Origin of the sequence: Bradyrhizobium sp. Gha, assembly GCF_900113735.1 — a bacterium.
Classification (GTDB): Bacteria; Pseudomonadota; Alphaproteobacteria; order Rhizobiales; family Xanthobacteraceae; genus Bradyrhizobium.
In genome coordinates this window covers 73,115-98,862 of the sequence record NZ_FOQM01000027.1, presented here as the reverse complement: position 1 = coordinate 98,862, position 25,748 = coordinate 73,115, and the positions used below count along the sequence as shown (strand labels likewise).

Here is a 25,748-nt window from a genome sequence, read left to right as displayed (position 1 = left end):
GCCGCATTGGAGACCCATTTCGACGCCATCACATCGGCGTCGGCGGGGTCCTCCCGCGGGTCGGACGGCTGAGATATTGGGGAATTCATGCGGCGACGGGTGTTCGAGTCACGAAATGCGGTCCTGCGGCAGTTCGCCGCCACCTTGGCCGTCACTTCCCTTGTTCTACTGACCAGCCTCGGCGGCGCCTCAGCCCAGAGTGGAGCGCCGGCGCCCGAGCAGGGCAAGCAGCCGGCGGCGCAGGCTACCGACGCAGCCAAGGAAGCCAACCAGAATCAGAACCAGAAGCGCATCGACGAGTTCGCCGAAGCTGCCCGAGCGATTAACGGTCCGGGCGGCAACCCTGAATGCGTCTGGCTCGGCCGTCGCGCAGTTCAGTTGATGTACCGGGACGACCTCGATACCGCCTTTCGCCACATCGATCTTTACGACCGCTTCGGTTGCCCGGGCGGCCACATCCAGGCCGCGTTCCGCTGCCTGACCCGCTTCCTCACCCAGATCGACGACAAGGTTCCGAACAGCCTGAATAATCTGACCCAGGCCTGCTGGATCAACCCGGCTGCGCAGCCGCAGCAGACAGCCGCAGCGGCTTCGCCATCGCCCGCACCGGCCGCCGGCGGCGCCCCGCAGCCGCAGCCGGCAGCGAGCCCCTCGCCTGCGGCCAGCCCGACGCCGGCACCGTCCAAATAGCCGCAGGCCGGCTTCAGCCCCCGTTCAGGAACGGTCGGCGATATCTGCTGATGGCACTGCCACGCATCCAAAATTGCCATGCCTTCATAGGGACATGAGGCCATGACAGTTGTGAAACCGCGCGGCAGAGGTATGCTCCATTTGCCGCGGACTTGGTCGGATCTCGGGGTCGGATCCGCTTCCCTGCCCCTTTAGCCCCTTTTGGTTTAGCCGCGATGCGCGTTGTCGCCGCAGTTCTGTTGCTCGTGTCCGCGCTTCACGCCGGGTTGTGGGGAGTCTTGCGCGACAAGGAACCCGCGCCCGATTTCAAGGGCCTGCTTCCCAGCGTCTCCTACGCGCCGTTCGAAGGCGCGTCCCACCCCGACATCGACAACATCCCGACTGTCGAGAAAATCCGCGCCGACCTCAAGACGCTGTCGACGATGACGCGCGCGATCCGTCTCTATTCGTCCACGGGCGGCGTGGAACTGGTGCCGCCGATCGCGGCGGAGTTCGGCATCAAGGTCACCGTCGGCGCCTGGATCGACAAGGACAAGGATCGCAACGACCGCGAGATCAAGGCGGCGATCGCCCTCGCCCGCAAGAACAGCAACGTCGTCGGCGTCGTGGTCGGCAATGAGGTGATCTATCGCGGCGAGCAGAAGGTCGAAGACCTCATCGAGATGATCAAGCAGGTGAAGAGCGCTGTCCACGTGCCAGTCACCACCGGCGAGATCTGGAACATCTGGCGCGATAATCCCGAACTCGGCTCCAACGTCGATTTCATCGCCGCGCACGTGCTGCCTTACTGGGAAAACTTCCGCTCGGACCAGGCCGTCGACCAGGCCGTGGATCGCTACAACCTGTTGCGCAACCAGTTCCCCGGCAAGCGCATCGTCATCGCTGAGTTCGGCTGGCCGAGCGCGGGCTATAATTTGCGCAACGCCGATCCCGGTCCGTTCCAGCAAGCCCTGACGCTGCGCAACTTCGTCAGCCGTGCCGAAGCGCTTGGCATGGACTACAACATCGTCGAGGCGATCGATCAGCCCTGGAAATATTTTGAGGGCGGCGTCGGTCCGTACTGGGGCATCCTCAACGCCAATCGCGAGCCGAAATTCGCCTGGACCGGACCGGTCGAAAATCCCGACTATTGGAAGCTGATGACGATCGCACTGCTGGTCGGCATCCTGTTGTCGCTGCCGATCCTGCGCCTGGAGCAGCCCACCGCCAGGCAGGCCTTCCTGCTGTCGGCGGCCGCCAATGGCGTCGGCGCCTGGGCCGCGACCGTGTTCGCGTTCTGGAACGGGCACTATTTCATCTTCGGCTCGGCGTTCGCGCTGACGCTCGGCATGATCCTGCTTGTTCCTCTCGTCCTGATCGCCATGGCCCGCATCGACGAGATTGCGGCCGTCGCCTTCGGCCGCCCGCCGCAGCGGCTGCTCGCCAAGAGCAAGCCGATCGAGAACGTGCCCGAGAATTACTATCCGAAGGTCTCGATCCACATCCCTGCGTATTTCGAGCCGGTCGAGATGCTCAAGCAGACGCTCGATGCGCTGTCGCGGCTCGACTATCCGAACTACGAATGCGTGGTCATCATCAACAACACGCCCGATCCCGCATTCTGGCAGCCGATTCAGGATCATTGCCGCGCGCTCGGTGAACGCTTCAAGTTCATCAACGCCGAGAAGGTGCAGGGTTTCAAGGCCGGCGCGCTGCGGATCGCGATGGACCGCACCGCCGCCGACGCCGAGATCATCGGCATCCTCGATGCCGACTATGTCGTCGAGCCCGACTGGCTGAAGGATCTCGTGCCGGCTTTCGCCGACCCGCGCGTTGGGCTGGTGCAGGCGCCGCAGGAGCACCGTGACGGCGATCTGTCGATCATGCATTACATCATGAACGGCGAATATGCGGGCTTCTTCGACATCGGCATGGTCCAGCGCAACGAGCTCAACGCCGTCATCGTGCACGGCACGATGTGCCTGATCCGCCGCGCCGCGATGGACATGGCCGGCGGCTGGTCATCCGACACGATCTGCGAGGATTCGGATCTCGGGCTTGCGATCCAGGAGCTCGGCTGGACCACCCACTACACCCGCTACCGCTACGGCAAGGGCCTGCTACCGGACACCTATGAGGCCTTCAAGAAGCAGCGTCACCGCTGGGCCTATGGCGGCCTCCAGATCGTGAAGAAGCATTGGCGGCGCTTCCTGCCCGGCAACAGCCGACTGACGCCTGATCAGAAGCGCGAATATGGCCTGGGCTGGCTGAACTGGCTCGGGGCCGAAAGCCTCGGTGTCGTCGTGGCGCTGCTCAACCTCGTCTGGGTGCCGATCGTCGCCTTCGCCGACATCGCCATCCCCGACAAGATTCTGACGCTGCCGATCATCGGCGCCTTCGTCGTCTCGCTCGCGCACTTCCTGTCGATGTACCGCGCGCGCGTTGCGATCAAACCCGGCCAGATGCTTGGCGCCATGATCGCCGCGATGAGCGTGCAATGGACGGTGTCGCGCGCTGTGGCGCAGGGCCTGATCACCGAGCACATCGCATTCGCACGCACCTCCAAGGGCGGCCTGTCCAGGATGTCGATCGAGTTCCAGGCGTTCTGGGAGGCCGTCATCGGCACCCTGCTGCTGGTCGGCGCCGGCGTGCTGGTCGCCTCCAACTCTTTCCGCCAGATCACCGAGATCTACATCTTCGCCGGCGTGCTGGTGCTGCAGAGCCTGCCGTTCCTGGCCGCGGTCGCGATCGCCATCCTCGAGCTCAGCCGCATCAACTCGTTCCAGTTCTGGCGCGACAGCGCGATCCGCACCGCCGAGCTGATCGGCCTGCGCCCCGTCGCGCTGCCGACAGCAGGCAACGCGCAAGCCGTGCCAAGCGAGGTGCGGCGGGAGGCGAACTGACTTCGACGTGGATGACGAACCGCCAACCGAGGTGAAGGTCTTTCGCTAAGCGGTAGAAACCGCAGCAGAATCCCCGCTCGTACCGCTATCCGCGGCAGCCATTCGCGCTATTGACCTCCATGTCCCATGCCCCTACACAGCGCGGGCCGAAAGCATGACCCGGATCATCCGGTTTTCCCCGCAATGCCAAATCAGCGTGGCGGCAAGACATGCTTTTCCAAATGACCGAGACGATGGCGGTCGATCACTAAAGCCATCAGCGGCCATGGGAGCGCGTAGCTCAGCCGGTAGAGCACGTGACTTTTAATCACGGGGTCCTGGGTTCGAGCCCCAGCGCGCTCACCAAAAACCCGAGGAAGAGCAAGTCGTTAACTTAGACGTCTACTAGACGAACTGGTTATGCTCAACTTCCGCAAGTATTTAATCAGCAGTTAATCAGCAACAAAATTTTCTACTTTTGGCGTTCGTCGAGCGGTACTTCCCGGCCCTGCATTCCTGGGATCCGCCCCGCCGCCAAAAGGGGGGCTCGGTCCCTCGCTTTCACCTGTGAATAGGTGCGGTGGGCGGTTTATTTCTCGTGTTGCTACCCTGCATTGTGTCCCCTTCCACGCCGTGATTCGCAGGGGGTTTTTGAATGAAATTGATTGAGGCTCACGTCACGAATTTTCGGTCCGCTGAAGACTCGGAATCTTTTTCGCTTGAAAATATCACCTGCTTGGTCGGCAAGAATGAAGCCGGTAAGAGCGCCATTCTACTCGCGCTCGCCGCCCTGAACCCGCACCCGAGCACGCCCGTCGTCTTCGACAAAGAACGGGACTACCCCCGGCGCCACCTCACTGCATACTCGCAACGACATAAGGGCGAAGAAGCTATCGCGATCCAGACCAAGTGGAAACTAACTGATGAAGAGATCGGAGACGTACGCGACGTGCTTGGGGACAAAGCGCTCAAATCCCCGGTTATCGAGATTAGCCGTCGCTACAATTCCAAGCCCGAATGGAAATTCGAAATCGACAACAAAAAAGCTGTTGCACATCTGCTCAATGGTCGCGACTTCAATCCGGAACAACTGGCCGGGCTAAAGGGAGCCGATGACCTCAGTGATCTCGCTGCAAAGATCGCCACGATTCCGGAACTGACTGAGGATCAGACAGCGCTTCTGAAGTGGATTAAACCGCACGCGTCCTTTCATGCGCTGATGTACTCGATTCTAGAAACTTACTTCCCGAAGTTCATGTACTTCTCCAATTACGACCGCATGGACGGCGCCGTCCGCCTGGACTTTCTAAAAACGTGGAAGAGCAACAACGAAATCTTTAAGGACGAGAACAGCGGCGCCCGATTGTTCATGGAGTTTTTGGAGTATGCCGGAGTTCCTCTGGACGAGATTTTAACTGTCGGCACATACGAGACATTCAACGCAAAACTACAAGCCGCTTCGAATAATATCACCGACCAGATACTGGAATTTTGGACGCAGAATCCCGACCTGTCGGTAGTGGTGACAATTGACCCAGCCAGACCGCAGGATAAGCCCCCACTCAACGAAAACATCATCGGTCGCGCGCGCATTTACAATGCGCTGCATCGCGTAGACACGCCGTTTTCCGAGCGCAGCGCCGGATTCGTCTGGTTCTTCTCATTTCTAGTGAAATTTGCCCAAGTGAAAGATGATGCAACGCCGGTGGTGCTCCTCCTCGACGAACCCGGCTTGACGCTACACGGCAAGGCACAAGGCGATCTGCTTCGGTACTTTGAGGAGAAGTTGGCCCCCTATCACCAGATTGTCTACTCGACCCACTCTCCGTTCATGGTCGCACCGGACAAGCTGACCGCCGTCCGCGTGGTTGAAGATCAAGTGGAGCTGAAAGGTACACGTCGCGTCCCACTCGGAACTAAGGTGCGTGAAGATATTCTGACGCGCGACCCCGACACTCTCTTTCCTCTGCAGGGAGCCTTGGGTTACGAAATCACCCAATCACTCTTCATCGGAAAGCACACCCTTCTAGTCGAGGGCGCGTCGGACATCCTTTACCTGCAAGCCCTGTCGTCTGCACTGAAGGCACGCAAGCGTACCGGGCTGGATACCAGGTGGACCATGTGTCCCGCTGGTGGAATCGGAAATGTTCGCGCCTTCGTATCACTGTTCGGCGGTAACAAGCTCGATATCGCCGTGCTCGCCGATCAAACTAAACAAGACACCAAAAAAATAGAAGAACTCCGCAAAAGCGAGATATTACGCGCTGGCAAGGTATTCACTATCGCCGATTTCACCGGCAAGGCCGAATCCGATATTGAGGACCTATTTGAAATCGGATTGTTCGCCGAAATCGTAAACGAGGCGTACACCCTCCCTGCAAAATATCAGCTTACAGGTTCAACCTTGGACAAGGCGGACACCGGTACGGTGCGGCTCGTTAAGAAAGCGGAAGCAGCGTTCAAAGTTCTTCCAGAGCCCTTACCGATATTCGATCACTTCACCCCTTCAGCTTGGTTGATCCGCAACCTAGCTACGCTCGAAGCAACGACGCAGTCAGTGAACGAAACCTTGGACCGGGCTGAAAAGCTCTTTGCGTCCGTCAACTCAGCAATCCAAGCCGATTAGCCCTTTTCGTTAGCGCACTTCGCCGCCTCGATCGCCGCGATCGGATCGGGGTGCCACTCCGAGATGCCGAGCTTCCGCATCTGACGCCGCAACTTCGCCGCTTCGCGGCGGCCGTCATGCGGTTGCGGGTTATATGCGCCTGCATCGGGATCATCCGGGTCATCGATCCACACCGGCGGGGTTTCCCACGGCTTCAGATGCAGGTTCTCCGTCTGGCAGCAATACGCCGCGAACTGCGCGACCGTAAGCCACGGTTCGCCGCCCGCCAGCATCGCGTCGAGCTGTGCGCCGCGTCCTGCTTCGAGGCGTGGTGCCATCTGCATCGCGAGTTCGAGGGCTGCCTTATCGAGATCATCGGGTGTCATCATCACCCTCCATCAACTCGTAGGCACTGACACCAGCAGCCGCCTTCCGCGATGGATTGTTGGGCTGCCGGGCCTGCGGGCTGAGCCTCAGCCGCATCGACAACGCAACCACATTGCGGTTGCTCTTTTCTGCAACCGCGAGCCATGGTGATGGGCGACCGCCGATCACAGCCCCGCCTGCCTTAAGCTCATTGGCGGCCTGCTCACAGAGCGCGTGCGCCTCGCAATAGCGCACCAGTAAGGGCAAGTCGCTGCGCACGAAATGTTGCGGGTTGGTGCTGTTGATGATCTCGATGAAAATGGTCCGCTCGGTTTCGTTCAAGGTTGGTGGCGGTCGCAGCCGGTTTGCCCGGCTTCCGATGCCGGTCACGACCGATAGTTCAGCGGCGCTTCTTCGTGGCATGAGGTTTCGATATTAACAGCTTTCGACACGTTGGAATTAACTTCGCCCCGACGCGTCGGGCGAAGGACCCGGCAAAGCATTCTTGAACCGCCCCCTGGCCCCAGCTAGCTCCTGCCTCTCGAGTCGATCAGCCAGATCGCGCAGTCGCTCGACAAATTCGAGACGTTGGCGCTGTCCGAACGATTGACTAAGCGTTTCTACAACGCCGAGCGTTGCGCCGACAAAAGCGGGACCTTCGTTCATCATCGCAATCGTCAAGATCAGCATTGATGCGCGCGTCGGAAGCTTCACTTCCCACAACTGTTCGGCAATTTCTTCTTCACGTTTTGACATTAGCGCGCCTCTTCAATGCGGTGACATTCGCGCCGCGATCAAGCAGATCGCTTTCCAATGCATCGAGCTGTCCCTGTAGATCGGCTCTCACATCTTCGATCAGCGCAACCATCTCGTCACGCAGCGCGCCGAGCGCTTCATCCTGCGCCGTACCCGCTTGGCGGATCATCTTCTCCAGCTTGCCGGTGGTCTCACCGACCGCATCGGCGAAGTCCATCAGCTCAGCGCGATCTACTTGGTGCGGTTCTGGCGTCTCGACCAACGCGTCCTCGCGCGTCTTGATGATCAGCCGCGACGTGTTCTGCTTGCGCACGTTGTTGCGCTCTTCCGGCACTCGCCACATCTCGCCATCGCCGTGCAGCGCTCGACGCTCACGACGAGCGATCATGTCGGCCTCGATGTCACCGAGCCGATCAAGTGTTTCGCGGGCGCGGTCGATGATTTCGTTCATGCGATCACCACGAAATTGAATCCGTATAGGCGCAGCCCGCGCCGCGCCATCCCCACGCAACGTCAGAACAGATGATGCGGACCGCCGCGCAATCCGTCTGATAGAGGCTTTTCACAGGAAACGGCATGCTCGATGCAGTGCTGATCGGGAGCGGCACGGCATCTTCCATATGCAAAACCGCTTCATTGGAAACCGAGATGCGCGGCGCATCGCTAGAGCCGCTGATGCACAGCGCGCGCGGCGCAATCGCGATCACCGTGCCATCGGCAACGCCGCCGCTCGCCCATATCGGATAGGGAAACAGCGGTGCGAGAATTTTGACTTTCGTCACCGTGGTCGCATCTGCGATGAACACCACATCACCGCCACCGACCGCCGCGACCTTGCCTGCCAGCGTCGACAGATCGGTCAACATCGCGTTCAAAGAGCCGCCCGCCGTGGCCGTCGTCTTGTTGACGCCGTTGCGCAGACCTGCCGGACGCGTCGTGCTCGCAGCCACGTCATCGAGCATCAGCGTTTCGAGACCGAGCGAAAGATCTTCGGCGAGCTTGACGCGCACGAGCGCGTCGGCATTGGTGACTTCGATCACTTCGCGCGTCAGCACCGAGATCAGCGCGAGCTTGTGTCCGGCGGTCAACGTCGCGCCGGTCGACAAGTCATGCTGCACGACTTTGATCGGCGCGGCTTCCGCAACGAAGTTGACCGCTGGCGTCCGACACGATGCCGGGCACGGTCACCGCGTTGTAGCTGTCGAACGTCACCGGAATGCAGCGCGGGACCAATTGAGAGAATGCCTTGTCCGGTCCCAAGATGTCCAACAGCGTCGAGATCGTGGTCGAGCTGAACAGCGTGAGGTTGCTGCGGTCGGCAGGCACAACGGCGGTCTTCTCGACGATCTTTGCCGCGTGCGCATCGCCCCATTGGGCGTTGACGAAGGCAGCGGCGGCGCGCAGTTCCTGATGTCGGCCGATGCCGACGACGGCGCGGGAGATCGAGAGCGCGCGGGAGGGGCGGTGGAGGTCTTCTGGGACCAATGGTTTGCGAAGGGTGCTCATCCGGGCAACGTAGGCCCGGCGCGGCCTATAGCAGCGTCACGCGTTGCAGGACTACTCCTTAGGCCAGAACGGCTTCCAGCGCTCGATCCAGTCCCGGATCACCTGCTCCAGCGCGTGCTTGACCACGGTGGGTTTCAGCACCTGATCCTCATCCCGGCCCGACGCGATCAGCGACTTGGCGAGGTCGTGCTCGTGCACGTCCAGCGCCAGCGAGGCCAAGCCGTCCCTCTGCCGTGCGCGGGTGGTACGCGAGCGAACGGCTCGGGGATCGCGGGACAGGATGCGGAAATACTTGCCCTTGCCGATGGTGGGCGCCGCATTCACCAGACCGGCCGCCTGCAGCGAATAGGCGGGCTCCGGATGCGCTTCCGGCGCCAAGGCCTCATCCTGCCGCTCGATGATGCCGAGCACCTTGCTGCCGTCCGTTGGATCGATCCATATGTCCATGATCAGGAACTCCTCTAACTTTGGGCGCCGCGCGCGGCGGTTCATTTGATTTCGACTATCTGATCTCTGGGACACGCAACCATTGCACCGTCCCCTAGGGGGACGGTTGCATGGTTGCGCGGAGGTCCTCGGGTGATGGTTGCGCAACGGTTGCGCCCATGTTGCAAGGTGGTTGCGCGTGGTTGCGCATAGTTGCGGGCTTCTCGAAAAACCATAGTTGCGGCATGGTTGCGGAGGCCCTTCCGCAACCAGACAGCACGCTTGACGTTTTGGCCCATCAGAGCACCCATGAATGCTCCCCTTCGCAGGCGATCCTGTCGGAAGCGACTAGATCGCGGCGGTGCTTGGCGAACAGGGTCCGGGCTGAATGGGCCTTCTCAACCGGATCGATAAGCCCAAGGCGGACGCATTCGGTTCGCCAGTCGTCGGAGTGAACCGCGTGGCGGCCATGCAGCCGTTTGGATTTGGGGGTCATGCCACCGGCCATCACATTGACCAGCGCCCGGTAAAATTTCTCGGCCTGCCGTGAGACCTGCGCCTTCCTCAGTTGCGGGGCATCGCATAGCCATTGATCGTCGGCGAGATAGATGGCGACCTTGTCGAAGTCGCTGCGGTTATCAGGCCTGCGCTCGCGTGCCTTCGTGAACGCCAGTTCGAACGAGATGTCTGTGCTCTCACGCTCGACCGGAGTGAGCACGATCACGGCATCCATCTGCCAAGCGCGGGTTCTGGTGCCGAAGATTTTATTTTCGTCGTTGGTGTGATGTACCCAGAGCTGCCCGATGCCGCGCTTGGTCAGCGACTTGACCCATGGCAAGGTCTGCGCCCACGCTTCCTCATCAATCATCGGTCCTGAGATCAGCGCCATCACGTTATCGAAGATGACGAAGTCGCAGCCCTCGATATCGGCAATCAACCGCTCGATGCTCGCTTGTCCCGCGCGCGTATTAAGCGGATGAAAGCTTGCTATGTCCTCGGTGTTGAGCGCGTGGAAGCCATCGATGTTGATCGCAGGTCTCTCAACCTCACTGCATTCATTGAGCAGGCGCTTCTCTTCGCTCAGCAAACGCTCGCGGAGCAAGCGGCGCGACATCTCGCCGTCGATATACAAAACCGTGGACCGGCGACGTCCCAGCCAGTGCAAGAATCTCGCACCGGCAGCCATCCGCATCCCGATGGCAATCGCCAGATTCGATTTCCCCAAGCCGGTTGGCCCAGCCAGGATTGCGCGGCTGGTGGTCGAGAACACCTCGCTCATCAGATAATCCGGCGTCGGCAGATCGCGCTCGCGCCATTGCGCCAAGGTCAAGAAGCGTGGTGCTGGAGCGGGCGTGTTGATTTGGCTGGTGGCGCTAACGTCTTGCGCGTGGAATTCCGCCCACTTCTTGTCGACCAATGGTCCGATATCGCGATCATCAAAACCGTGCTTGCATGCGCTCTGAACGATCAGGCGGATTCCAAACGGATCATAGCCGCGAATGATCAGCTCCCACGTCACCGCGAGCATGTCGTTGTGCCAACCCTTACCTTTCCCGCCTTCATGCTTCTGGAGCAGCTCTCGAATGTCATTTTCAGTGAGGCGGCCGTCTGCATGCAATAGGTCAGCGGCGTGACGCTCATATACGTTGAGATCGCCGGAGGCGAGAGGCTGGAGGTGATCTGGCTTCTGCGCGCCAACGTTATCACCGAGTAATTTGAGCAACTGCTCAGCCCGATAAGTCGGCGGTTCGTCGAACTTGTGGAATGTCGTGACCTCAGAGACGTAGCCGCGTTCGCGCTTGTCCTTGTCCGGATAGGCAATAGTCCCGGCGAGCCTCATCACACGGCCGGAGTCTATAACTAAAGGATCGGTGCTCAGTAAACGCTGCAAGGCTGAATTGATTTGCTTCTGATGTGCGGCATCGCGGATGTCATCTACCCGGATGTAACCGTGCATGCGCAAATGCGGGATCGTCCCGGTGGTCACTACGAAAGAAAGCCGGATGTTGCTCTGCTTCAAAATTGAATCGACGCGCTCGGCATCGCCGGGATCATCAAAATCGAACCACACATAATCTGATGATCCAAACTCATCGACCGTTGAGCGCGCCTGTGGTGGATCGCGGCGCCAATCGCGGATGTTTGCACCAACCCAAACATTGTCGCCATTTTCGTTTCGAGCGGCGGCGAACTCGGCAGCATACTCGATTTCGAAAACGGAGAAGTTCTGCGCCTGATTGGGCTCTTTACCGTAAGCAATTTCGATGCATGCGGTTTGTGAGTAGCCGCGCGGGCGGGCGGGCGGGGCTATCGCATACAAGTGAGCGCAGATGTCGGTGATATTCGGCGTCAAGCCGGTGATCGGCTTCTGTTGGCGATTCATGGCGCATTCTCGCGATCAGCAATGTTACGGCCAGTATTTTCATTTTTCCGTTCTCGCGTTTCGACTTTGCGTTTTCGATTTTGCTGTTTCGCGTTTGCTGGTTCAGCGCGATCTGAGTGCCGAATCGCGCCGGAGTCGGTGTTCCGCCCGCTTATTAACTGCGCTGCACTTTGACGGTTCTTTTCACCTCTTGTAGGACTTTTTCGATCTTATCATTGCTTAACCTGCGGAGCTGCTCGACAATCACGCGCACTATGTCGGCGACAGTATCGTTGGGGCCAAACGCGTCACCCTTGTCTTCGCGCAGGCGTTGATTTTCAGCTTTCAATTGCGCATTCTGTTCGTGCAGATTGGGGGACGTTCGCTCACCGGTTCTCGACGCTCGATCACGATGGAGAGCGGCAGCGTCTCTTCGCTCCAGCTTGGGAGTGATGGTGCCATCCCTGATACCGGTCAGCAGTTTGTTGTCAGGCAACTTGGTCAACTCGTAGAGCGTCCCCCAGGACGGCGGCAAAAGCGAAACATGTTTCGGATTCGACAAGACCGGATGCCCCGCGATCTTCATCAACATCTGAGCCGTACGTTCACTGAAAGGCAATTTGCTTCGCACCATCGCTTCGAACGTACCGTGCTGCAGCCGATGGGGACCCTCCTTAGCCGCTAATAAGATGCATCCGGTCGCAATGATGCTTTGGACGGCCCTCCCCCAATGATGGTGGATGTCCTTGACGTAATCGTCACAGTTCTTGGGCTGGCAGCTCGACCTAGCGGTGAGAATGCTCGCGTCATCGAGAACGGACGCGGCATGATCTTGCGTTTCAAATTGAGCGGACATAGAACTAAGTCTCCTTCCAACTCGTGTGGCGCGGCTTGTGAAGGCGATCCAGCAACGAAAATGCCCGGTGCGAAGCCGGGCATTTTTGTTGCTGGATCAGATCGGCTTGTCGGCTGCATGAATGCGCGAGGCCATCCAAGCGTCGAGATCGTGCCTGCGATAGCGAACGGCTCGTTCAAGTTTGACGTAGGGAGGTCCGGTGCCATCACCGCGAGAGCGGGCACCTTCAAGATATTGCGGTGACACCTTGAGATATCCGGCCGCTTCCGGCGTGGTGAGATATTCGGTGGTGATCGTTGCGGAGGTCTTGGCGGTGCTGTTTTGCATTGGCTCGGCTCAGCGTTGGGAGCGACAACAGCGCGGCGACCGAAGGGCTAGCCGTGCGCCGACGCCCGGTTACGGGTGCGCATTGATCTGATCTGCTGTTTTCGCTGTTTTGAGCCGGACAATCGCCGTGCCGAAAGCCGGGGCCGAGTGTAGTCGCTCAATAAGACGACTACGGCCGAGGCTTGGTCCCCTCGGCCGTGCCAGTATGTCAGTTTTTTAGAGAGCCGCAATAGCTCTCATTTTGCCGCATTACGCCTTTCGAATGCGACCACGTTGTTCATCTTGCCGCTCTTGGCCGGTCTCGACGCGTTGATCTGCGCCAGCAAATAGTCAGTCATCGTCTGCTGGCTATTCCGGAGATCATTGAGGTCGGGGTGGATGTATCCGGCGTGGGCATCATTGTTCTTCGTGCGCTTCGGTTTGTGATTGGTGAGCGCGCGCTGATGGGCATCGGAGATCTTCACTTTCTGATCGGCAGCGGTGATCCAGCTGTGCCGCAACACATGCGGGCTCCAGCGCTGCTTGAACAACTTCGGCTCGCTCCGGATCAGTTTCTCCTCTTCGAGATGACCACTCTTCGCGAGCAGCGAAGGAAACACCCACTTACAATCGGCACCGAACAGCTCGATGGTCTGCGGGCAGGCGTTGCGCTTGCGCAGCAGTTCGACAAGAAAGTCGGATAGCGGCAACTCCAACGCTTCGGTCTTGGTGATCGGATAGCGCACCACCCTGGCATCGAGATCGACGTTGTCCCATTCCATCCGCATGGTTTCCCCTGCCCGGCAGCCGGTGAAGGCGAGCCAGATATAGAAGTCGCGGCGCACCGGGTTCTCGATCTGTTGAATGCCTGCCCACCATGCGGGCCAGTCGGTGATGACAGTCGTCCTGTTCTTCTCGGCGTAGAAGTCAACGTTGACAGTCGGCGGCTCCGGCAACTCCGGATGCTCGCGCCGGGCCCGACGCCAGATCGCGCGCAAGACCCTCATGGTACCGTTTGCCATGTAGGTCCCGGAGTTCTCGCCGATCTTGGTGTGACGTTCGCGGGCGGCGGCGCGGGTGATGCTGACCAATGGCCGATCCAGCCAGTCACTGAGGTGGCAATCGATCTTGCTCTGGTAATCGTCGAAAGTGGCCTGCGAGTTGCCTTTCCTCTTCATCGCCTGCTGGTGAAGCTCCCAGGCCTGCCGCAGGGTCATGCCGCCTGCGGTTTGATCGCGTCGGCGCTGCACTGGATCGGTGCCGCCCGCGATCTCTCCCACCAGTTGCTCGGCGTCCTTGCGGGCCTTCTGCAGGGTGATCGTCCCAACCCGGCCGAGCGTGATCCGTCTCGACTTGCCGTGAATGCGGCGCTCGATGACGTAGGTCTTCTCGCGGGTGCCGACGACGACGCCGAACCCGGTCAGCCCGGAATCGTCCCAGTACGGCACCTGGCCTTTTTCCGGGTGCGGCAGGTCATCGACGGCTTTCTTGGTGGTGAGGGTGGCTTTGGGCATCGGGGCTCCTTGCTGATTAAGCGAGCCTGCTGATTAGACCCTGTGACGCGACCCTGTGATCCCGCCACTTAATCGGCATCTAATCAGCAGCGTGTTTAAAAGGCAGTAGAAGACCCTATGACTACAGTGGCAATAAAGTCAATGATTTCAGGGAAAATAGCGCTTATTAGGACGTATTGGGACGCCAAAAGCAAACTTTTAATCACGGGGTCCTGGGTTCGAGCCCCAGCGCGCTCACCACGAAGCTCTTGAAATTAAAGCTCATCTTTCGATTGGGATGAGCTAGAGGCCCGCATTAGTTTACAATTTTCGGCCTAGGTTTACAAACCTCGTTCGGGATCCGTTCGTCGGCCATGGCCGTGCAGAAGGTCCGAAAGCCCAAAGCCTAACGTTCAAGCGCCGAACCCGTGCGCAAAAACCCGCCACTTTCTCATATTGCTTAGGTCCGAGGCCACGGTTGCTGGCCACCCGCCTCCTGGATCCGATACGCTAACTCCTACAGATCGGGTTCACGATTAGGCTTCAGCCTCCTGCCGAGCCCGGGCATAAGTCCAAGCGCAGCAGGCGGCGTTCGCCGAAGCTGAAGGATTCGACCTAGCTCAGGCCCTCCAGAGGTTGAGACCGGAGAAGGGGCGCCGAGGCGTTCGAACGTCTCAATCAGGGCTTTAGGCGCGACGGCCGCCTTCAAAGCTTAGCGCCGTCTTTTTCTGGGAGGGCGAGAAGAAGACCTGACCACAGCTTTCTTGCTGACTTTTGCTCTAGTCGTAGTCGAGGGCTTCCTCTTTACGTTCGCCTTTTTCGCTCTTACCGCGTTCGTTTTCTTCGCTTTCGCAACCGCCCTCTGGACTACCTTGGCCTTGGCCTTGGGCTTGGGCTTGGTTTTCTTGGCAGCTTTCGCGGCCTTCTTTCGGGTGGCTTCTGACTTTGCCTTCCTACGAAACTGCGAAACATCGATCGACGCGATCTCAGGCTGCGGGCCGCCAACGGCCGCAACTGATATCCTGACTGCCATCTTCTTAAGGTGAGCGACGACCTCAGTAAATGTCAGAGCCGGCCCCTTTTTCCTCGACCAACCCCGAGGTCTGTGCTTCTGGTGAACCAACAACAGGATGCCGTGCCGTCCGTCTTTGGCGCGTAGCGCCCGCAGAGCTGCCTTACGAGCGCGTCTTCAAGCTGCTCCAAGGTCCAGCTTTCCGCAACTTTGATTTCGATGGGCATCGTCGCATCCGTAGGCTTACACCGAAGCCGGATGTCGGGCTCCTTTTCGTCTGCAACATGAACTTCACGATCAACCGAATAGGATCGCCCCTGCTTGAGTGTCATTCGGTCCGCCAGCCACCGTTGCACGCGGCTTTCCTTGGGCAACAGCGCCAGCGTCTCGCCTTGCTGATACTCATCGTTGACGAGATCGTGCTGCATATCCTTAAGCCGCGCGAACCAAACTAAGGAATCCATCCACCTCGCGTCGGAGCGTCTGGGCCTCGTCTACAAGCACATCTGCCGCGTTTAACAGATTCGAGGCGGCGTGGTCTGTCTCGGTAACCACCGAGCTGACACCTTCAATGTGCTCGGATACTTGGTTCGACGCTTCAGCAACCTGCTGCACGTTCCGGGTAATTTCTTGTGTAGCTGCCGCTTGTTCTTCCATAGCAGCAGCAATCGCCGTGGAGATTTCTGGGTAAAGTGGTCGTGAGAGTGGTAGCCACCGTCTCACGCTCACCAGGAAGCTTTTGAAATTAAAGCTCATGTTTCGATTAGCGCGAGCGCCAAGCCCGCGCCATTCGTCGCACGATCCTGGCGCTTCGTTGTACTGCCCTCCTCCCTTACTCGCGGTAATGCCGTGGCCTCCTCGTCTAGCAGCAATCGCTCTGCAACGGGGACAATCGCTCTGGGGCAGCGCCCGCGCCCGCCGACTACCATCAGTGTGTCGACGCACCAACGAGCGGAGGAACAAAATGATGGTCTGGAATTACCTGGTCAGCCAATCTGCGATACTCGCCTCCCGACCGAGAGTTCTCAGAACAACCTTCATGTGCGCCCTTTCCGCGACGGTTCGCTTCACGTCGGCAATAGAGGAAGGACAGAAGATCCCGGCGCCGTCGGTCGATGCGCAAAATCCCATGGTTTTGATCACGGCCGCGGATGACGTGCCGCTCTTTTGCAGGAGCTCACGACCGACGCGCCCCCAGCCCCCTGTCTTCCTGCATCCAAAGAACTGCCGCGCGTGGCAGCTTTAGCAAGTCGATCGGATACATCACCATGATCCGGTCCAATGCCGCCAAGCACGCGTCGATCGTCGACGCCATGAGAGCCATCAACGGAACCTCCTCGGCACGCGCGTGCTTTGCCGGTGGATACTGCGTCCGGGGGACCTACATTCCCTCGGATCGAGCCGACGAGGTCACAAGGTCACGGAGCTTCACCAGACCATCACGCGTGCTGGCGCGCTTCTCTGTGGACGGCCGCGCCAACGGATCGGAAACCGACAATCTGGTCCTGCGCGGCTTCAGTTTCAGGCTCGGGGATGGGCATCATCGCTCGGACATTCTCACGCAGAGCGCTCCGGTTCATTATGCGAAGACGCTCGATCAGATGCTGGCCTTCCTCAAGGCCCACAGCCCGCGGGCGGATGGAAGACGGGACCCGGTGAAGGTCGGGGCATTCTCCGCGACCAATCCGGAAACGCGGCACCAGGCCGACTACATCGCCGCCCATCCGCTGCCCCCGAGCTTTGCCGAAACCACCTATTGGGCCGTTCATGCGTTCCCGGCTACCAATGCGACCGGCGAGACGCAGTTCATCAAATTCAAGGTGGCCCCGGTCGGCGCCGACGCTGCGCTGCCTGAAGGCGAGGTCAAGACAAGTTCGGCCGCCGCCCTGCATAATGACCTCGAAAGGCACATCGCTGACAGCGATATCCGCTTCAGCCTCATGGCGCTGCTCGGCCGCCCCGAAGACCCCACGCTCGATGTCACGATCCGATGGCCCGATGAAGACAGCCGGGAGGCCGTGCGGCTCGGCACCATCGTGATCACCGGTGTCGAGCCGAACGAAACGTGCGACGCCTTTGCCTTCGATCCTGCAAATCTCGCTGAGGGTATCGGTTATCCGCCGGACGAGATCTTTGCAGCGCGACCCGCCGTCTACGCGATGCACCTCGCGCAGCGCCGCTAATCGAGTGGTCAGGACTCGCGGTCCCTGACGCCGAGTGCTTCCCGGCGCCATGCGGCCGGACTGACACCGACCTGGGCCGAAAACACCTTCGTGAAGTGGCTTTGGTTGGCGAACCCCGCCGATATCGCAATCTCGGACAGCGTCAGACCGCGCACGCTCATCAATTGCTTGGCCGCCTTCACGCGCTGGCGAAGCAGCCATTGGTGCGGCGGTAGACCTGTCGAGATACGGAACGCCCGTGAAAAATGGCTGACCGAGAGACCAAGTTCAGCCGCGACCCGTTGCAATGACAATTTCCCACCGAGATCGGAATCGAGCCTTTCGCATGCCCGTCTCACCTGCCACGACGCAAGACCGCCACGCGCCAGTTCGCTGATGCGCTGCAGCCCGCCATAGGTCTGGGCGACATGGGCTGTCAACGCAAGCATCGTGTGATCAATGAAAAGCTGATTGGCCTCGTCCTGCCGACGCAGCGCTTCCAGCAGCGAGGCGCCCACATGACGCATGATAGCATCGTCATGGCCGACGCCGAGCGGACAGCTCAGTTCGCCAATGCGCGGCGCGCCGAGCTGTTCAGCGATGCCGTCCAACGCCGAACGCGGAACATAGAAATGAAGCGAGTGGAACGGCTTGTCGATGACGTAGCGTGGATCGCGCTTGAGGTCGTATAGGTATGTCGCGCCGGCCCGGATATCCGCCTTGACGACGCACTTGCCATTATCCCAGAGCTCGCAGTCGGGGTAATCCTGAAGCTTCAGACTGACGTTGTAGGCGTCTTCGCGATACGAGCCGCTCAGAGCTGGCTCTGGGTTGTCATTCCACGCCTCGGTAACAGCAACTTCGGCACTGCGCAGTGAACGCGTAATCAGCGAAGACGGCACGTTCTTCAAGCGCAAGAACTGCGCAAGCCTCTGACCATAGAAACCGGTCTGTGCCATTTCGATCGCCGATCAAGATTTTGCCCCGACAGCCCGTTACGCCCCACCGCCCTTAAAGTCGGTCCTCATTATCCGGTATCCGGGTGGGAGGTCCAGCTTGGAGCGCGTTTGAACGTGCGATTGCACAAACGGCAGATCCGATTCTAGAAGCGATTTTTCGTAGCGATTTCAAGGCTATTTGCGATTTCCTCCGGTTAATCGATCAGACAGAACGCCTGCTCGACCGATCACAATGTCTCGCACGCGGCGCTTTGAGCAGAATCGGGAAAAGCGGCGCCGCTTTGGGAAAGACCCAGTAGTTCTGCGGGCATAGAACGCCCGCCTGCAGCTCGCGACGCTCGCCCGGTAACCCGACCAGGGCCGACAGCAGGCAACCGCCCTCAGGCCAGCCGCGAAATCGAGTCTCCGATGCTGCGACCGTATGGCCTTGAAGCGAGGATTCCCCCATGAGCCAGCCGATAGAGAATGCTGCTCCAGATGATCTGACGGCGATATCCGAGCCGAGCCAGGGCCAACCGTCGACTGCCGGGCGGCGCGCCGCTGGTGCAGAGATGGCGCGCGTGCTCCACACCACGCCCTTTCGCATGGCTTTGGATGCCTCGGGCGCCGGCATCGCCCACTGGAAACATGACCCATTGCATGACGTCGTCGAACCCATGAGTCACCACGTCATCATGGCTTACAACGGCATGATGCAGCACATGGAGCGTCGGTCGGGAAGATCGGTCGCGAGGGGTACGTTTCGTCGCGGAGTCGTGATCATCATTCCGGAGGGATCCAGCTCGAGGTGGGATATCCCGAAACCCGTCGACGTCGTGCAGCTCTACCTTCCTCACGCAACGCTGAAGCGCGTCGCCGACGAAGCGGTGACCGGCACAGTGACCGATCTCCTGGAGCGAACGGCGCATCCGGATCCCATTACGTCCCGATTGCTTTTAAGCACGGTAAGCGCGCTCGAGAGCAATGGCGCCCTGGACAATCTGTTCAGGCACCAGCTGATAGACCTCTTGGCCATGCGCCTCCTGGCTGCGCACACCGGCTCGCCAACGACATTCCAGCCGATCGTCGGCGGACTTTCGCCGAAGGTCCTGGCCCGCGCCATCGAACGCTTGCGATCGGACAGCGACGCCGACGTCTCGCTCGGCGCCCTCGCCTCCGATGCCGGCGTGTCCCGCTCCCATTTCTGTCGCGCCTTCAAGGAGAGCACCGGCCTTTCACCTCACGGATGGCTGCGCCAACACAGGCTCCAACAGGCCATGACCATGCTTCGCGACACAGACATATCGATCGCGATGGTGGCAGCAGAGCTTGGCTATGCTTCGCAAACGGCATTCGCCGCAGCCTTCAGGCGATTGAGCGGAGAGATGCCAAGCGATTGGCGGCGGCGTGTGCGTTAGCAAAACACTCTCGAGCTCGAAGTGTCTGCCGAACGCGAGGACCGCTTCATGGACAAGCCGCTCCCCCACGATCCTTTGCAGGCTCTGCTTGCCGCACCAAGCGCGTGCCCCAGCACCTCGGCGGCCGCCGAGCGACGACCCGCCGATGCGGAGATGGCCCGCATCCTCAAGACAACCCCGCTCCAGATTACCTCGGATCCATCCAATGGCGGCATCGCGCATTGGAAGCACGGTGCTCTGCACGACGTTGTCCAGCCCATGACTGACCACGTCATCATGGCTTATCCGACAGGGGTCCAGCGCCTGGAGCGGCGCATGGGAAGGTCCGTGGCGATTGGAACGGCGCGTTCCGGAGTTGTGACCATCATTCCCGCCGGCTCAAGCGCCAGATGGGATATTCCGGGGCCTGTCGATGTCGTCCAGCTCTACCTTCCGCACAGGACGCTAGAACGTATCGCTCGCGATGCCGATGCGCCGGCTCCCGGAGATCTCTTGGAGCGCACCGGGCACCCCGATCCTGTCACGTCAGGTTTGCTGATGAGCGCGGCCGATGCGCTGGAGGGCAATGCTGTGCTGGACGCCCTGTTCAGACAGCGGCTGACTGAGCTCCTGGCGACGCGCATCCTGGCGGAGCATTCCGGCGCACTGGTAGCCTTCGAGCCGATCACGGGCGGGCTGGCTCCCCATGCGCTTCGTCGCGCGATCGAGCGATTGCGTTCGGATTGCGATTCTGACGTCTCTCTGGCGGCGCTCGCATCCGACGCCGGCCTGTCGCGCTTTCACTTCTGCCGCGCCTTCAAGGAAAGTACGGGTCTTTCGCCTCATGCCTGGTTGCGCCAGCAGCGGCTCGAGCGCGCCATGAACTTGCTCAAGGAAACCGATGCGGCAATCCAATCGGTGGCAAAGGAGCTTGGCTACGCATCACAAACCGCGTTCGCCGCGGCATTCAAGAATCTGACCGGCGAAACTCCAAGCGATTGGCGCAGGCGCGTGCGCTAACAGCAATCTCTCTGCAATCACATCAATCGCTCTGGCGCAGCAGCAGCTCCAATCCTGTAAAACTACGGCGTCGAACACCGACAATGGATGGAGACGAGCAATGGCCTGGAAGCACAGTGTCGCCCTCCTCGGAATGGTCCGGTCACGGAGGGCTATCGCGACAGCGCTGGTCTACGGGTTGTCACTCAGCGTGCGCTTCACGTCGGCAACGGGTGAAGAAGTCGAAATTCCGCCGACTGCTGCGACGTCGATCGTGACCAGGGATGAAGCCCTCTCCTTCCACGATGGTGGGTTGTTGCGCACAAGCGAGCCCATCGCTCTTCGGCTAGGCGGGCCGATGGCGTCACGAGACTGTCACGCGGCATGCGAAACACGGCTAACGCCGGACTGCAGCGCTCCATAAGCGACCAGCATTCTTCGATTCACATCTTTTGCGTGTCGTGATCGCGGCAAGTCCTCTCCTTATCGGGGGAGCGGCGGTGGTGACGCGCGTGTGTCCCGAGACGTCAAACCAGAGGAGTAGATCAGATGCGACTTGTTATCATTGGCGCCGGTTTCGCCGGCATGTATGCCGCACTTTCCGCCGCTCGCCTTCGCGACATCAGGGGCGCCACGCCCAAGGAGCTCGAGATCGCGCTGGTCGCGCCCGAGCCGACACTGGTGGTTCGTCCGCGGCTTTATGAGCCGAAACCTGAGACCTTGACCGCGCCTCTGGCGGACGTCCTCAAATCCATCGACGTTGTTTATGTGCAGGGCAGCGCCGAGACGATCGATACCAATTCTCGCGCGGTAACTATCGTTACAAGGGAGGGAACGAAGAAGCAGCTCTCTTACGATCGACTGGTCGTCGCGACCGGCAGCCGGCTGTTCCGCCCGAACATTCCCGGCCTCTCCGAGCACGGTTTCAGCGTCGACCAGCTCGCCGATGCCGTTGCTCTCGACAAGCACCTCCATAGCCTAGCCAGCCGGCCAGCCTCGAACGGACGCGACACTGTCGTTGTCGCCGGCGGCGGCTTCACCGGTATCGAAGCGGCGACCGAGATGCCGGCGCGGCTTCGCGCGATCCTCGGCAAGGATGCAAAGCCACGCGTCGTGATAGTCGATCGAAGCAAGGCGGTCGCTCCCGACATGGGCTCAGATTCCCGCCCCGTCATCGAGGACGCATTGAAGAAGCTCGGCATCGAGACCCGGGTCGGTGCGGGTGTCGAATCGCTCGAAGGATCCGGCGTCTTGCTCTCCACCGGCGAACACATCGAGACCGAGACGGTGATATGGGCCGCTGGCATGCGCGCAGCGCCTTTGACCACCCAGATCCCCGCCGAGCGCGACAAGCTGGGCCGGCTGCTGGTGGACCGCGACTTGCGCGTGCCGGGCGTCGCGGGGGTATTTGCAACCGGCGATGCTGCGCGCGCCGCATGCGATGATGCCGGCAACTACGCGCTGATGTCCTGCCAGCACGCGCTGCGCATGGGCGCTTTTGCCGGCAACAACGCCGCCGCCGAGCTCCTGGGTGTGCCGACCAAACCCTATCACCAGGTCGCATACGCCACTTGCCTCGATCTCGGAGAAGCGGGCGCAATCTTCACGCTCGGCTGGGAGCGGAAGCTGAGACTGGTTGGAGACGAGGCCAAGAAGACCAAGCAGCAGATCAACACGGTGTGGATCTACCCGCCACGCGCCGAGCGCGCCGCGGCGCTGGCGTCAGCCGATCCGGAGCACGTCAGCGAGCTGTAGGAAGCCGTCGGGCCGCGCTTCTCTCGAAGGGCGCGGCCCGATCCCAAGCGCTCAACCAGGATTTCATGCGATGAAACACGACACCGTACGCACAACGGCATTCGCGATGCCGCTCACCAACCCGGCCTTCCCTCCAGGTCCTTATCGTTTCGTCAATCGCGAATACTTCATCATCCAATACCGCACCGATCCTGAGGCGCTCCGCCGGATCGTGCCGGAGCCGCTCGAGCTGGCCGAACCCGTGGTGAATTACGAATTCATCCGCATGCCTGATTCAACCGGCTTCGGCCACTACACCGAAAGCGGACAGGTCATCCCGGTGTCGTACAGGGGCCAGGCCGGCAGCTTTACCCATCAGATGTTCCTCAACGACCATCCTCCCATCGCGGGCGGTCGCGAGCTGTGGGGTTTTCCGAAGAAGCTCGCCCAACCGAAGCTTGCAGTCGAGATCGATACGCTGGTCGGCACCCTGAACTATGGCTCGGTGCGCATCGCGACCGGCACGATGGGCTACAAGCATCGCGCCCTCGACGCCGAGATCGAAGCAAGGAAGCTCACCGCACCGAATTTCCTGCTCAAGATTATCCCGCATGTCGACGGCTCGGCACGCATCTGCGAGCTGGTCCGCTACCACCTCGAAGACATCACCGTGAAGGGCGCATGGACCGGGCCGGCCGCGCTCGACCTCCATTCGCATGCCTTGGCGCCCGTCGCTGAGCTGCCGGTTCTTCAGGTGCTGTCCGCCAAGCACCTCGTCGCGGACCTGACGCTCGGGCTTGGCTCCGTCGTCCACGACTATCTGGCACCCAGCCAGACTGCACGACGGCTCGGATCCGAAATCTTGATCGAAGCAAACGCGCGCTGACCGGAGCAGCCGCGATATCGGGAGTTTGCAACATGTTGAATGTGATGCGCGAGCAGACGAGTGCTGCGGCAGGGCAATCCAGGCCCTTGCCCTACGACGTCGTTGCCTTGGTCTTGCAAGGAGGCGGAGCGCTGGGAGCCTATCAGGCCGGCGTCTATGAGGGCCTGCACGAGGCGGGCATCCGCCCGAACTGGATTGCTGGCATTTCGATCGGAGCACTCAATGCTGCCGTTATCGCAGGCTCGCCAGAAGCCGAGCGGGTGGAGCGGCTGCGTGAGTTCTGGGAGACCGTCTGCGCGTGTCCAGCGGGGTGGCCTGCTGGCGAAGGACCGGGCGATGCCCTGCCCTTCGCATTCGATATGCGTTCACTGAACAACGCTTTTGCCGCGATGCGGGCCTTGTTCCAGGGGCAGCCGGGCTTCTTCAAGCCGCGCTTTCCCTCACCGTTCTGGTCGCCTTTCTCGGGCGAAGCCGCGACGAGCTACTACGACACGGCACCGCTGAGCCGAACGCTGGAAAGGCTCGTCGATTTTGATCGCTTGAACTCGGGGGACGTGCGCGTCAGCGTCGGCGCGGTCAACGTGCGCACGGGCAACCTTACCTATTTCGACACCGCCGAACGCCGGCTGGGGCCGAAGCATTTCATGGCTTCCGGTGCCTTGCCGCCGGCATTTCCGGCAGTGGACATCGAAGGCGAACATTACTGGGACGGCGGCGTCGCCTGGAATACGCCGCTTTCCCGCGTGCTGTCCGGCGAGCCAGGTGAGACGCTGACGTTTCAAGTTGACCTCTGGTCCGCGCAGGGACGTGTCCCGCACGACATGATGGAGGTGTCGAGCCGCCAGAAGGACATTCAGTATTCGAGCCGAACGCGCGCCATTACAAATCAGGCGCTGCGGATGCAGCAGATGCGCCGGGCGTTGCAGCGAACGATGGAGAAACTGCCGGAAAGCGCAAAGCGGGATCCGGAAATTCGCGCCATTGCGGATTTGGCCCGCCACAGCTCCCACAACATCATTCATCTGATCTACCAGTCCAAGATCTACGAGGGCCACTCGAAGGATTACGAGTTCGGGCTGAGCGCGATGCGCGCGCATTGGCAAAGCGGCCTCGACGACATCCGTCGCACTTTGGCTGAGCCGCGGCGGCTGGACCTGCCCGCGCCCGAGCTCGGCATCGTCACCCATGACGTGCATCGCCACGACTGAGACCTAGAGCCCCCAAAGCCTTCGGAGACAGCCATGTCGACAACTTCTTACGCTCCTGAAGACAAGGTCAAGATCCGCCTTGCTCCATCGCGCCAGGCGATCCGGCGCGCAGCGCTCGCGTTCGCCGCTGCGCTCGGCGTCGCGGGGGCTGCAGCCTACGGCCACTACTACCTCACGGCCGGACGTTACCTCGAAACGACGGACGACGCTTATGTCAAAGCCGATTCCACGATCATCGCACCGAAAATATCCGGCTACATCGCTGAAGTCCTGGTTACCGACAACGAATCGGTGAAAGCCGGCCAATTGCTGGCTCGTATTGACGCCCGCGATCTCAGGACTGCGCTGAACCAGGCCAAGGCTGACGTAGCCACTGCCGAAGCTACGGTGAGGAACATCGACGCGCAAATCGAATTGCAGGAGCCGCTGATTCAACAGCAAGCGGCCGAAGTCGATGCGACCGAAGCCGGTCTGAAATTCGCGCAGCAGGAGCGTGCCCGCTACGACGAGCTCATGAAGTCCGGCTCAGGGACAATCCAACGGGCTCAGCAGACCGATGCAGCGCTGCGCTCTCAGACCGCCCAGCTGCAACAAGGCAAGGCAGGATTGCTCGCGGCGAGCAAGAAGATCGAGGTGCTCGCGACCCAGCGCGCGCAGGCTGTCGCACAGCTCGATCGGGCCCGCGCGGTCGAACACCAGGCTTCTCTGAACCTGTCTTATACGCAAATCACCGCTCCCGTCGACGGCACGGTCGGCGCCCGCACGCTCCGTGTCGGCCAGTATGTGCAGGCCGGCACACAGCTCATGGCAGTGGTACCGCTGGATGCGATCTATGTCGTCGCGAACTTCAAGGAAACCCAACTCACCCATGTCCGTAATGGCCAGCCGGTTGAGCTGCGCGTCGATAGCTTCCATTCAACCAGGCTCAAGGGGCATGTCGACAGCCTCTCGCCGGCAAGCGGCCTGGAGTTCGCCCTGCTGCCGCCGGACAACGCCACCGGCAACTTCACCAAGATCGTGCAGCGCGTCCCCGTGAAGATCATGCTCGACGACCAAAGCCTGAAGGGCAGCCTGCGCCCTGGCATGTCGGCGGAGCCGACCATCGACACCAAGTCGGCCGTTGTCGCGGAGCGCGACACGGAGAAGCGGCTTGCCTCGCGCGGCGGCAAACCCCGCGGCTGATAA

At 60.6% G+C, this 25,748-nt stretch carries 24 protein-coding genes and 1 tRNA gene; 11 read left to right on the top strand and 14 right to left on the bottom strand.

Annotated elements, in window-relative coordinates; genetic code table 11:
* Positions 1-87: 87 nt before the first annotated feature.
* From BM222_RS27580 to BM222_RS27565, 4 genes are all read left to right on the top strand, one after another.
* On the top strand, positions 88-690 hold the full coding sequence (locus tag BM222_RS27580; protein ID WP_092235033.1) for a beta-1-3, beta-1-6-glucan biosynthesis protein: 603 nt from the start codon (positions 88-90) through the stop codon (positions 688-690).
* 215 nt (positions 691-905) lie between these two features.
* A complete protein-coding gene (locus BM222_RS27575) occupies positions 906-3,572 on the top strand; it encodes a glycosyltransferase (RefSeq protein WP_092235030.1) in 2,667 nt (888 codons plus the stop codon).
* A 269-nt stretch (positions 3,573-3,841) separates the two neighbouring features.
* Positions 3,842-3,917: transfer RNA gene (locus tag BM222_RS27570), tRNA-Lys, on the top strand.
* 289 nt (positions 3,918-4,206) lie between these two features.
* Complete coding sequence (locus tag BM222_RS27565) at positions 4,207-6,177, top strand: AAA family ATPase (RefSeq protein WP_092235027.1); 1,971 nt, start codon at positions 4,207-4,209, stop codon at positions 6,175-6,177.
* Here the strand turns inward: BM222_RS27565 and BM222_RS27560 are convergent.
* The 13 genes from BM222_RS27560 to BM222_RS27495 form a co-directional block, all read right to left on the bottom strand.
* Positions 6,174-6,545, bottom strand: coding sequence for a hypothetical protein (locus BM222_RS27560; RefSeq protein ID WP_143106066.1), 372 nt, complete (start codon positions 6,543-6,545; stop codon positions 6,174-6,176). The two genes, BM222_RS27565 and BM222_RS27560, sit on opposite strands and share 4 nt — an antisense overlap.
* Entirely contained in the window at positions 6,529-6,912 is a 384-nt protein-coding gene (locus BM222_RS27555; protein WP_177243499.1) for a P27 family phage terminase small subunit, read from the bottom strand. Before BM222_RS27555 ends, BM222_RS27560 begins: the two co-directional genes overlap by 17 nt.
* Before the next feature lie 69 nt (positions 6,913-6,981).
* Entirely contained in the window at positions 6,982-7,278 is a 297-nt protein-coding gene (locus BM222_RS27550) for a hypothetical protein (RefSeq protein WP_092235018.1), read from the bottom strand.
* A complete protein-coding gene (locus tag BM222_RS27545; RefSeq protein ID WP_092235015.1) occupies positions 7,265-7,729 on the bottom strand; it encodes a hypothetical protein in 465 nt (154 codons plus the stop codon). The genes BM222_RS27550 and BM222_RS27545 overlap by 14 nt, the downstream gene beginning before the upstream one ends.
* A gap of 4 nt (positions 7,730-7,733) precedes the next feature.
* Complete coding sequence (locus BM222_RS27540) at positions 7,734-8,384, bottom strand: hypothetical protein (protein ID WP_092235012.1); 651 nt, start codon at positions 8,382-8,384, stop codon at positions 7,734-7,736.
* A gap of 1 nt (position 8,385) precedes the next feature.
* Complete coding sequence (locus BM222_RS27535) at positions 8,386-8,784, bottom strand: hypothetical protein (protein ID WP_143106064.1); 399 nt, start codon at positions 8,782-8,784, stop codon at positions 8,386-8,388.
* Positions 8,785-8,835: 51 nt separating this feature from the next.
* Entirely contained in the window at positions 8,836-9,231 is a 396-nt protein-coding gene (locus tag BM222_RS27530) for a hypothetical protein (protein WP_143106063.1), read from the bottom strand.
* A 277-nt stretch (positions 9,232-9,508) separates the two neighbouring features.
* On the bottom strand, positions 9,509-11,593 hold the full coding sequence (locus tag BM222_RS27525; protein ID WP_092235003.1) for an AAA family ATPase: 2,085 nt from the start codon (positions 11,591-11,593) through the stop codon (positions 9,509-9,511).
* 154 nt (positions 11,594-11,747) lie between these two features.
* On the bottom strand, positions 11,748-12,428 hold the full coding sequence (locus BM222_RS27520) for a hypothetical protein (protein ID WP_092235001.1): 681 nt from the start codon (positions 12,426-12,428) through the stop codon (positions 11,748-11,750).
* Between the two features lie 96 nt (positions 12,429-12,524).
* Positions 12,525-12,755, bottom strand: a complete 231-nt coding sequence (locus tag BM222_RS27515; protein WP_092234997.1) for a helix-turn-helix transcriptional regulator — start codon at positions 12,753-12,755, stop codon at positions 12,525-12,527.
* Between the two features lie 236 nt (positions 12,756-12,991).
* The gene (locus BM222_RS27510; protein WP_092234994.1) at positions 12,992-14,248 is read right to left on the bottom strand and encodes a tyrosine-type recombinase/integrase; all 1,257 of its coding nucleotides are present in this window, start codon (positions 14,246-14,248) and stop codon (positions 12,992-12,994) included.
* 1,044 nt (positions 14,249-15,292) lie between these two features.
* Positions 15,293-15,667 carry a hypothetical protein gene (locus BM222_RS27500; protein WP_092234988.1) on the bottom strand — a complete coding sequence of 125 codons (375 nt, stop codon included), beginning with the start codon at positions 15,665-15,667 and terminating at the stop codon, positions 15,293-15,295.
* 4 nt (positions 15,668-15,671) lie between these two features.
* Positions 15,672-15,995, bottom strand: a complete 324-nt coding sequence (locus BM222_RS27495; RefSeq protein ID WP_143106062.1) for a hypothetical protein — start codon at positions 15,993-15,995, stop codon at positions 15,672-15,674.
* Between the two features lie 512 nt (positions 15,996-16,507).
* Between BM222_RS27495 and BM222_RS27490 the strand changes: the two genes are divergently transcribed.
* On the top strand, positions 16,508-17,422 hold the full coding sequence (locus BM222_RS27490; RefSeq protein ID WP_092234980.1) for a catalase: 915 nt from the start codon (positions 16,508-16,510) through the stop codon (positions 17,420-17,422).
* Positions 17,423-17,430: 8 nt separating this feature from the next.
* Here the strand turns inward: BM222_RS27490 and BM222_RS27485 are convergent, their stop codons facing one another.
* A complete protein-coding gene (locus BM222_RS27485) occupies positions 17,431-18,360 on the bottom strand; it encodes a helix-turn-helix domain-containing protein (RefSeq protein WP_092234977.1) in 930 nt (309 codons plus the stop codon).
* Between the two features lie 446 nt (positions 18,361-18,806).
* On the opposite strand from BM222_RS27485, the gene BM222_RS27480 reads away from it, so the two are divergent.
* The 6 genes from BM222_RS27480 (at position 18,807) to BM222_RS27450 (ending at position 25,745) form a co-directional block, all read left to right on the top strand.
* Positions 18,807-19,757, top strand: coding sequence for a helix-turn-helix transcriptional regulator (locus BM222_RS27480; RefSeq protein ID WP_092234973.1), 951 nt, complete (start codon positions 18,807-18,809; stop codon positions 19,755-19,757).
* Between the two features lie 48 nt (positions 19,758-19,805).
* Positions 19,806-20,756, top strand: a complete 951-nt coding sequence (locus BM222_RS27475) for a helix-turn-helix transcriptional regulator (protein ID WP_092234971.1) — start codon at positions 19,806-19,808, stop codon at positions 20,754-20,756.
* Between the two features lie 528 nt (positions 20,757-21,284).
* Positions 21,285-22,490, top strand: coding sequence for an NAD(P)/FAD-dependent oxidoreductase (locus tag BM222_RS27465; protein WP_092234968.1), 1,206 nt, complete (start codon positions 21,285-21,287; stop codon positions 22,488-22,490).
* Positions 22,491-22,560: 70 nt separating this feature from the next.
* The gene (locus BM222_RS27460; RefSeq protein WP_092234965.1) at positions 22,561-23,355 is read left to right on the top strand and encodes an acetoacetate decarboxylase; all 795 of its coding nucleotides are present in this window, start codon (positions 22,561-22,563) and stop codon (positions 23,353-23,355) included.
* Between the two features lie 32 nt (positions 23,356-23,387).
* Positions 23,388-24,563 (top strand): patatin-like phospholipase family protein, encoded by a 1,176-nt coding sequence (locus tag BM222_RS27455; protein WP_092234962.1) that lies wholly within the window; start codon positions 23,388-23,390, stop codon positions 24,561-24,563.
* Positions 24,564-24,596: 33 nt separating this feature from the next.
* Positions 24,597-25,745 (top strand): HlyD family secretion protein, encoded by a 1,149-nt coding sequence (locus tag BM222_RS27450; protein WP_092234959.1) that lies wholly within the window; start codon positions 24,597-24,599, stop codon positions 25,743-25,745.
* The last annotated feature ends 3 nt before the right edge of the window (positions 25,746-25,748 follow it).

Excerpts from the sequence above, each read along its gene's own strand:
- BM222_RS27580 (WP_092235033.1), top strand. The coding sequence starts at position 88 with ATGCGGCGACGGGTGTTCGAGTCACGAAATGCGGTCCTGCGGCAGTTC.
- BM222_RS27575 (WP_092235030.1), top strand. The coding sequence starts at position 906 with ATGCGCGTTGTCGCCGCAGTTCTGTTGCTCGTGTCCGCGCTTCACGCC.
- BM222_RS27565 (WP_092235027.1), top strand. The coding sequence starts at position 4,207 with ATGAAATTGATTGAGGCTCACGTCACGAATTTTCGGTCCGCTGAAGAC.
- BM222_RS27560 (WP_143106066.1), bottom strand. The coding sequence starts at position 6,545 with ATGATGACACCCGATGATCTCGATAAGGCAGCCCTCGAACTCGCGATG.
- BM222_RS27550 (WP_092235018.1), bottom strand. The coding sequence starts at position 7,278 with ATGTCAAAACGTGAAGAAGAAATTGCCGAACAGTTGTGGGAAGTGAAG.
- BM222_RS27545 (WP_092235015.1), bottom strand. The coding sequence starts at position 7,729 with ATGAACGAAATCATCGACCGCGCCCGCGAAACACTTGATCGGCTCGGT.
- BM222_RS27535 (WP_143106064.1), bottom strand. The coding sequence starts at position 8,784 with ATGAGCACCCTTCGCAAACCATTGGTCCCAGAAGACCTCCACCGCCCC.
- BM222_RS27530 (WP_143106063.1), bottom strand. The coding sequence starts at position 9,231 with ATGGACATATGGATCGATCCAACGGACGGCAGCAAGGTGCTCGGCATC.
- BM222_RS27525 (WP_092235003.1), bottom strand. The coding sequence starts at position 11,593 with ATGAATCGCCAACAGAAGCCGATCACCGGCTTGACGCCGAATATCACC.
- BM222_RS27520 (WP_092235001.1), bottom strand. The coding sequence starts at position 12,428 with ATGTCCGCTCAATTTGAAACGCAAGATCATGCCGCGTCCGTTCTCGAT.
- BM222_RS27515 (WP_092234997.1), bottom strand. The coding sequence starts at position 12,755 with ATGCAAAACAGCACCGCCAAGACCTCCGCAACGATCACCACCGAATAT.
- BM222_RS27510 (WP_092234994.1), bottom strand. The coding sequence starts at position 14,248 with ATGCCCAAAGCCACCCTCACCACCAAGAAAGCCGTCGATGACCTGCCG.
- BM222_RS27500 (WP_092234988.1), bottom strand. The coding sequence starts at position 15,667 with ATGCAGCACGATCTCGTCAACGATGAGTATCAGCAAGGCGAGACGCTG.
- BM222_RS27495 (WP_143106062.1), bottom strand. The coding sequence starts at position 15,995 with ATGAGCTTTAATTTCAAAAGCTTCCTGGTGAGCGTGAGACGGTGGCTA.
- BM222_RS27490 (WP_092234980.1), top strand. The coding sequence starts at position 16,508 with ATGATCCGGTCCAATGCCGCCAAGCACGCGTCGATCGTCGACGCCATG.
- BM222_RS27485 (WP_092234977.1), bottom strand. The coding sequence starts at position 18,360 with ATGGCACAGACCGGTTTCTATGGTCAGAGGCTTGCGCAGTTCTTGCGC.
- BM222_RS27480 (WP_092234973.1), top strand. The coding sequence starts at position 18,807 with ATGAGCCAGCCGATAGAGAATGCTGCTCCAGATGATCTGACGGCGATA.
- BM222_RS27475 (WP_092234971.1), top strand. The coding sequence starts at position 19,806 with ATGGACAAGCCGCTCCCCCACGATCCTTTGCAGGCTCTGCTTGCCGCA.
- BM222_RS27465 (WP_092234968.1), top strand. The coding sequence starts at position 21,285 with ATGCGACTTGTTATCATTGGCGCCGGTTTCGCCGGCATGTATGCCGCA.
- BM222_RS27460 (WP_092234965.1), top strand. The coding sequence starts at position 22,561 with ATGAAACACGACACCGTACGCACAACGGCATTCGCGATGCCGCTCACC.
- BM222_RS27455 (WP_092234962.1), top strand. The coding sequence starts at position 23,388 with ATGTTGAATGTGATGCGCGAGCAGACGAGTGCTGCGGCAGGGCAATCC.
- BM222_RS27450 (WP_092234959.1), top strand. The coding sequence starts at position 24,597 with ATGTCGACAACTTCTTACGCTCCTGAAGACAAGGTCAAGATCCGCCTT.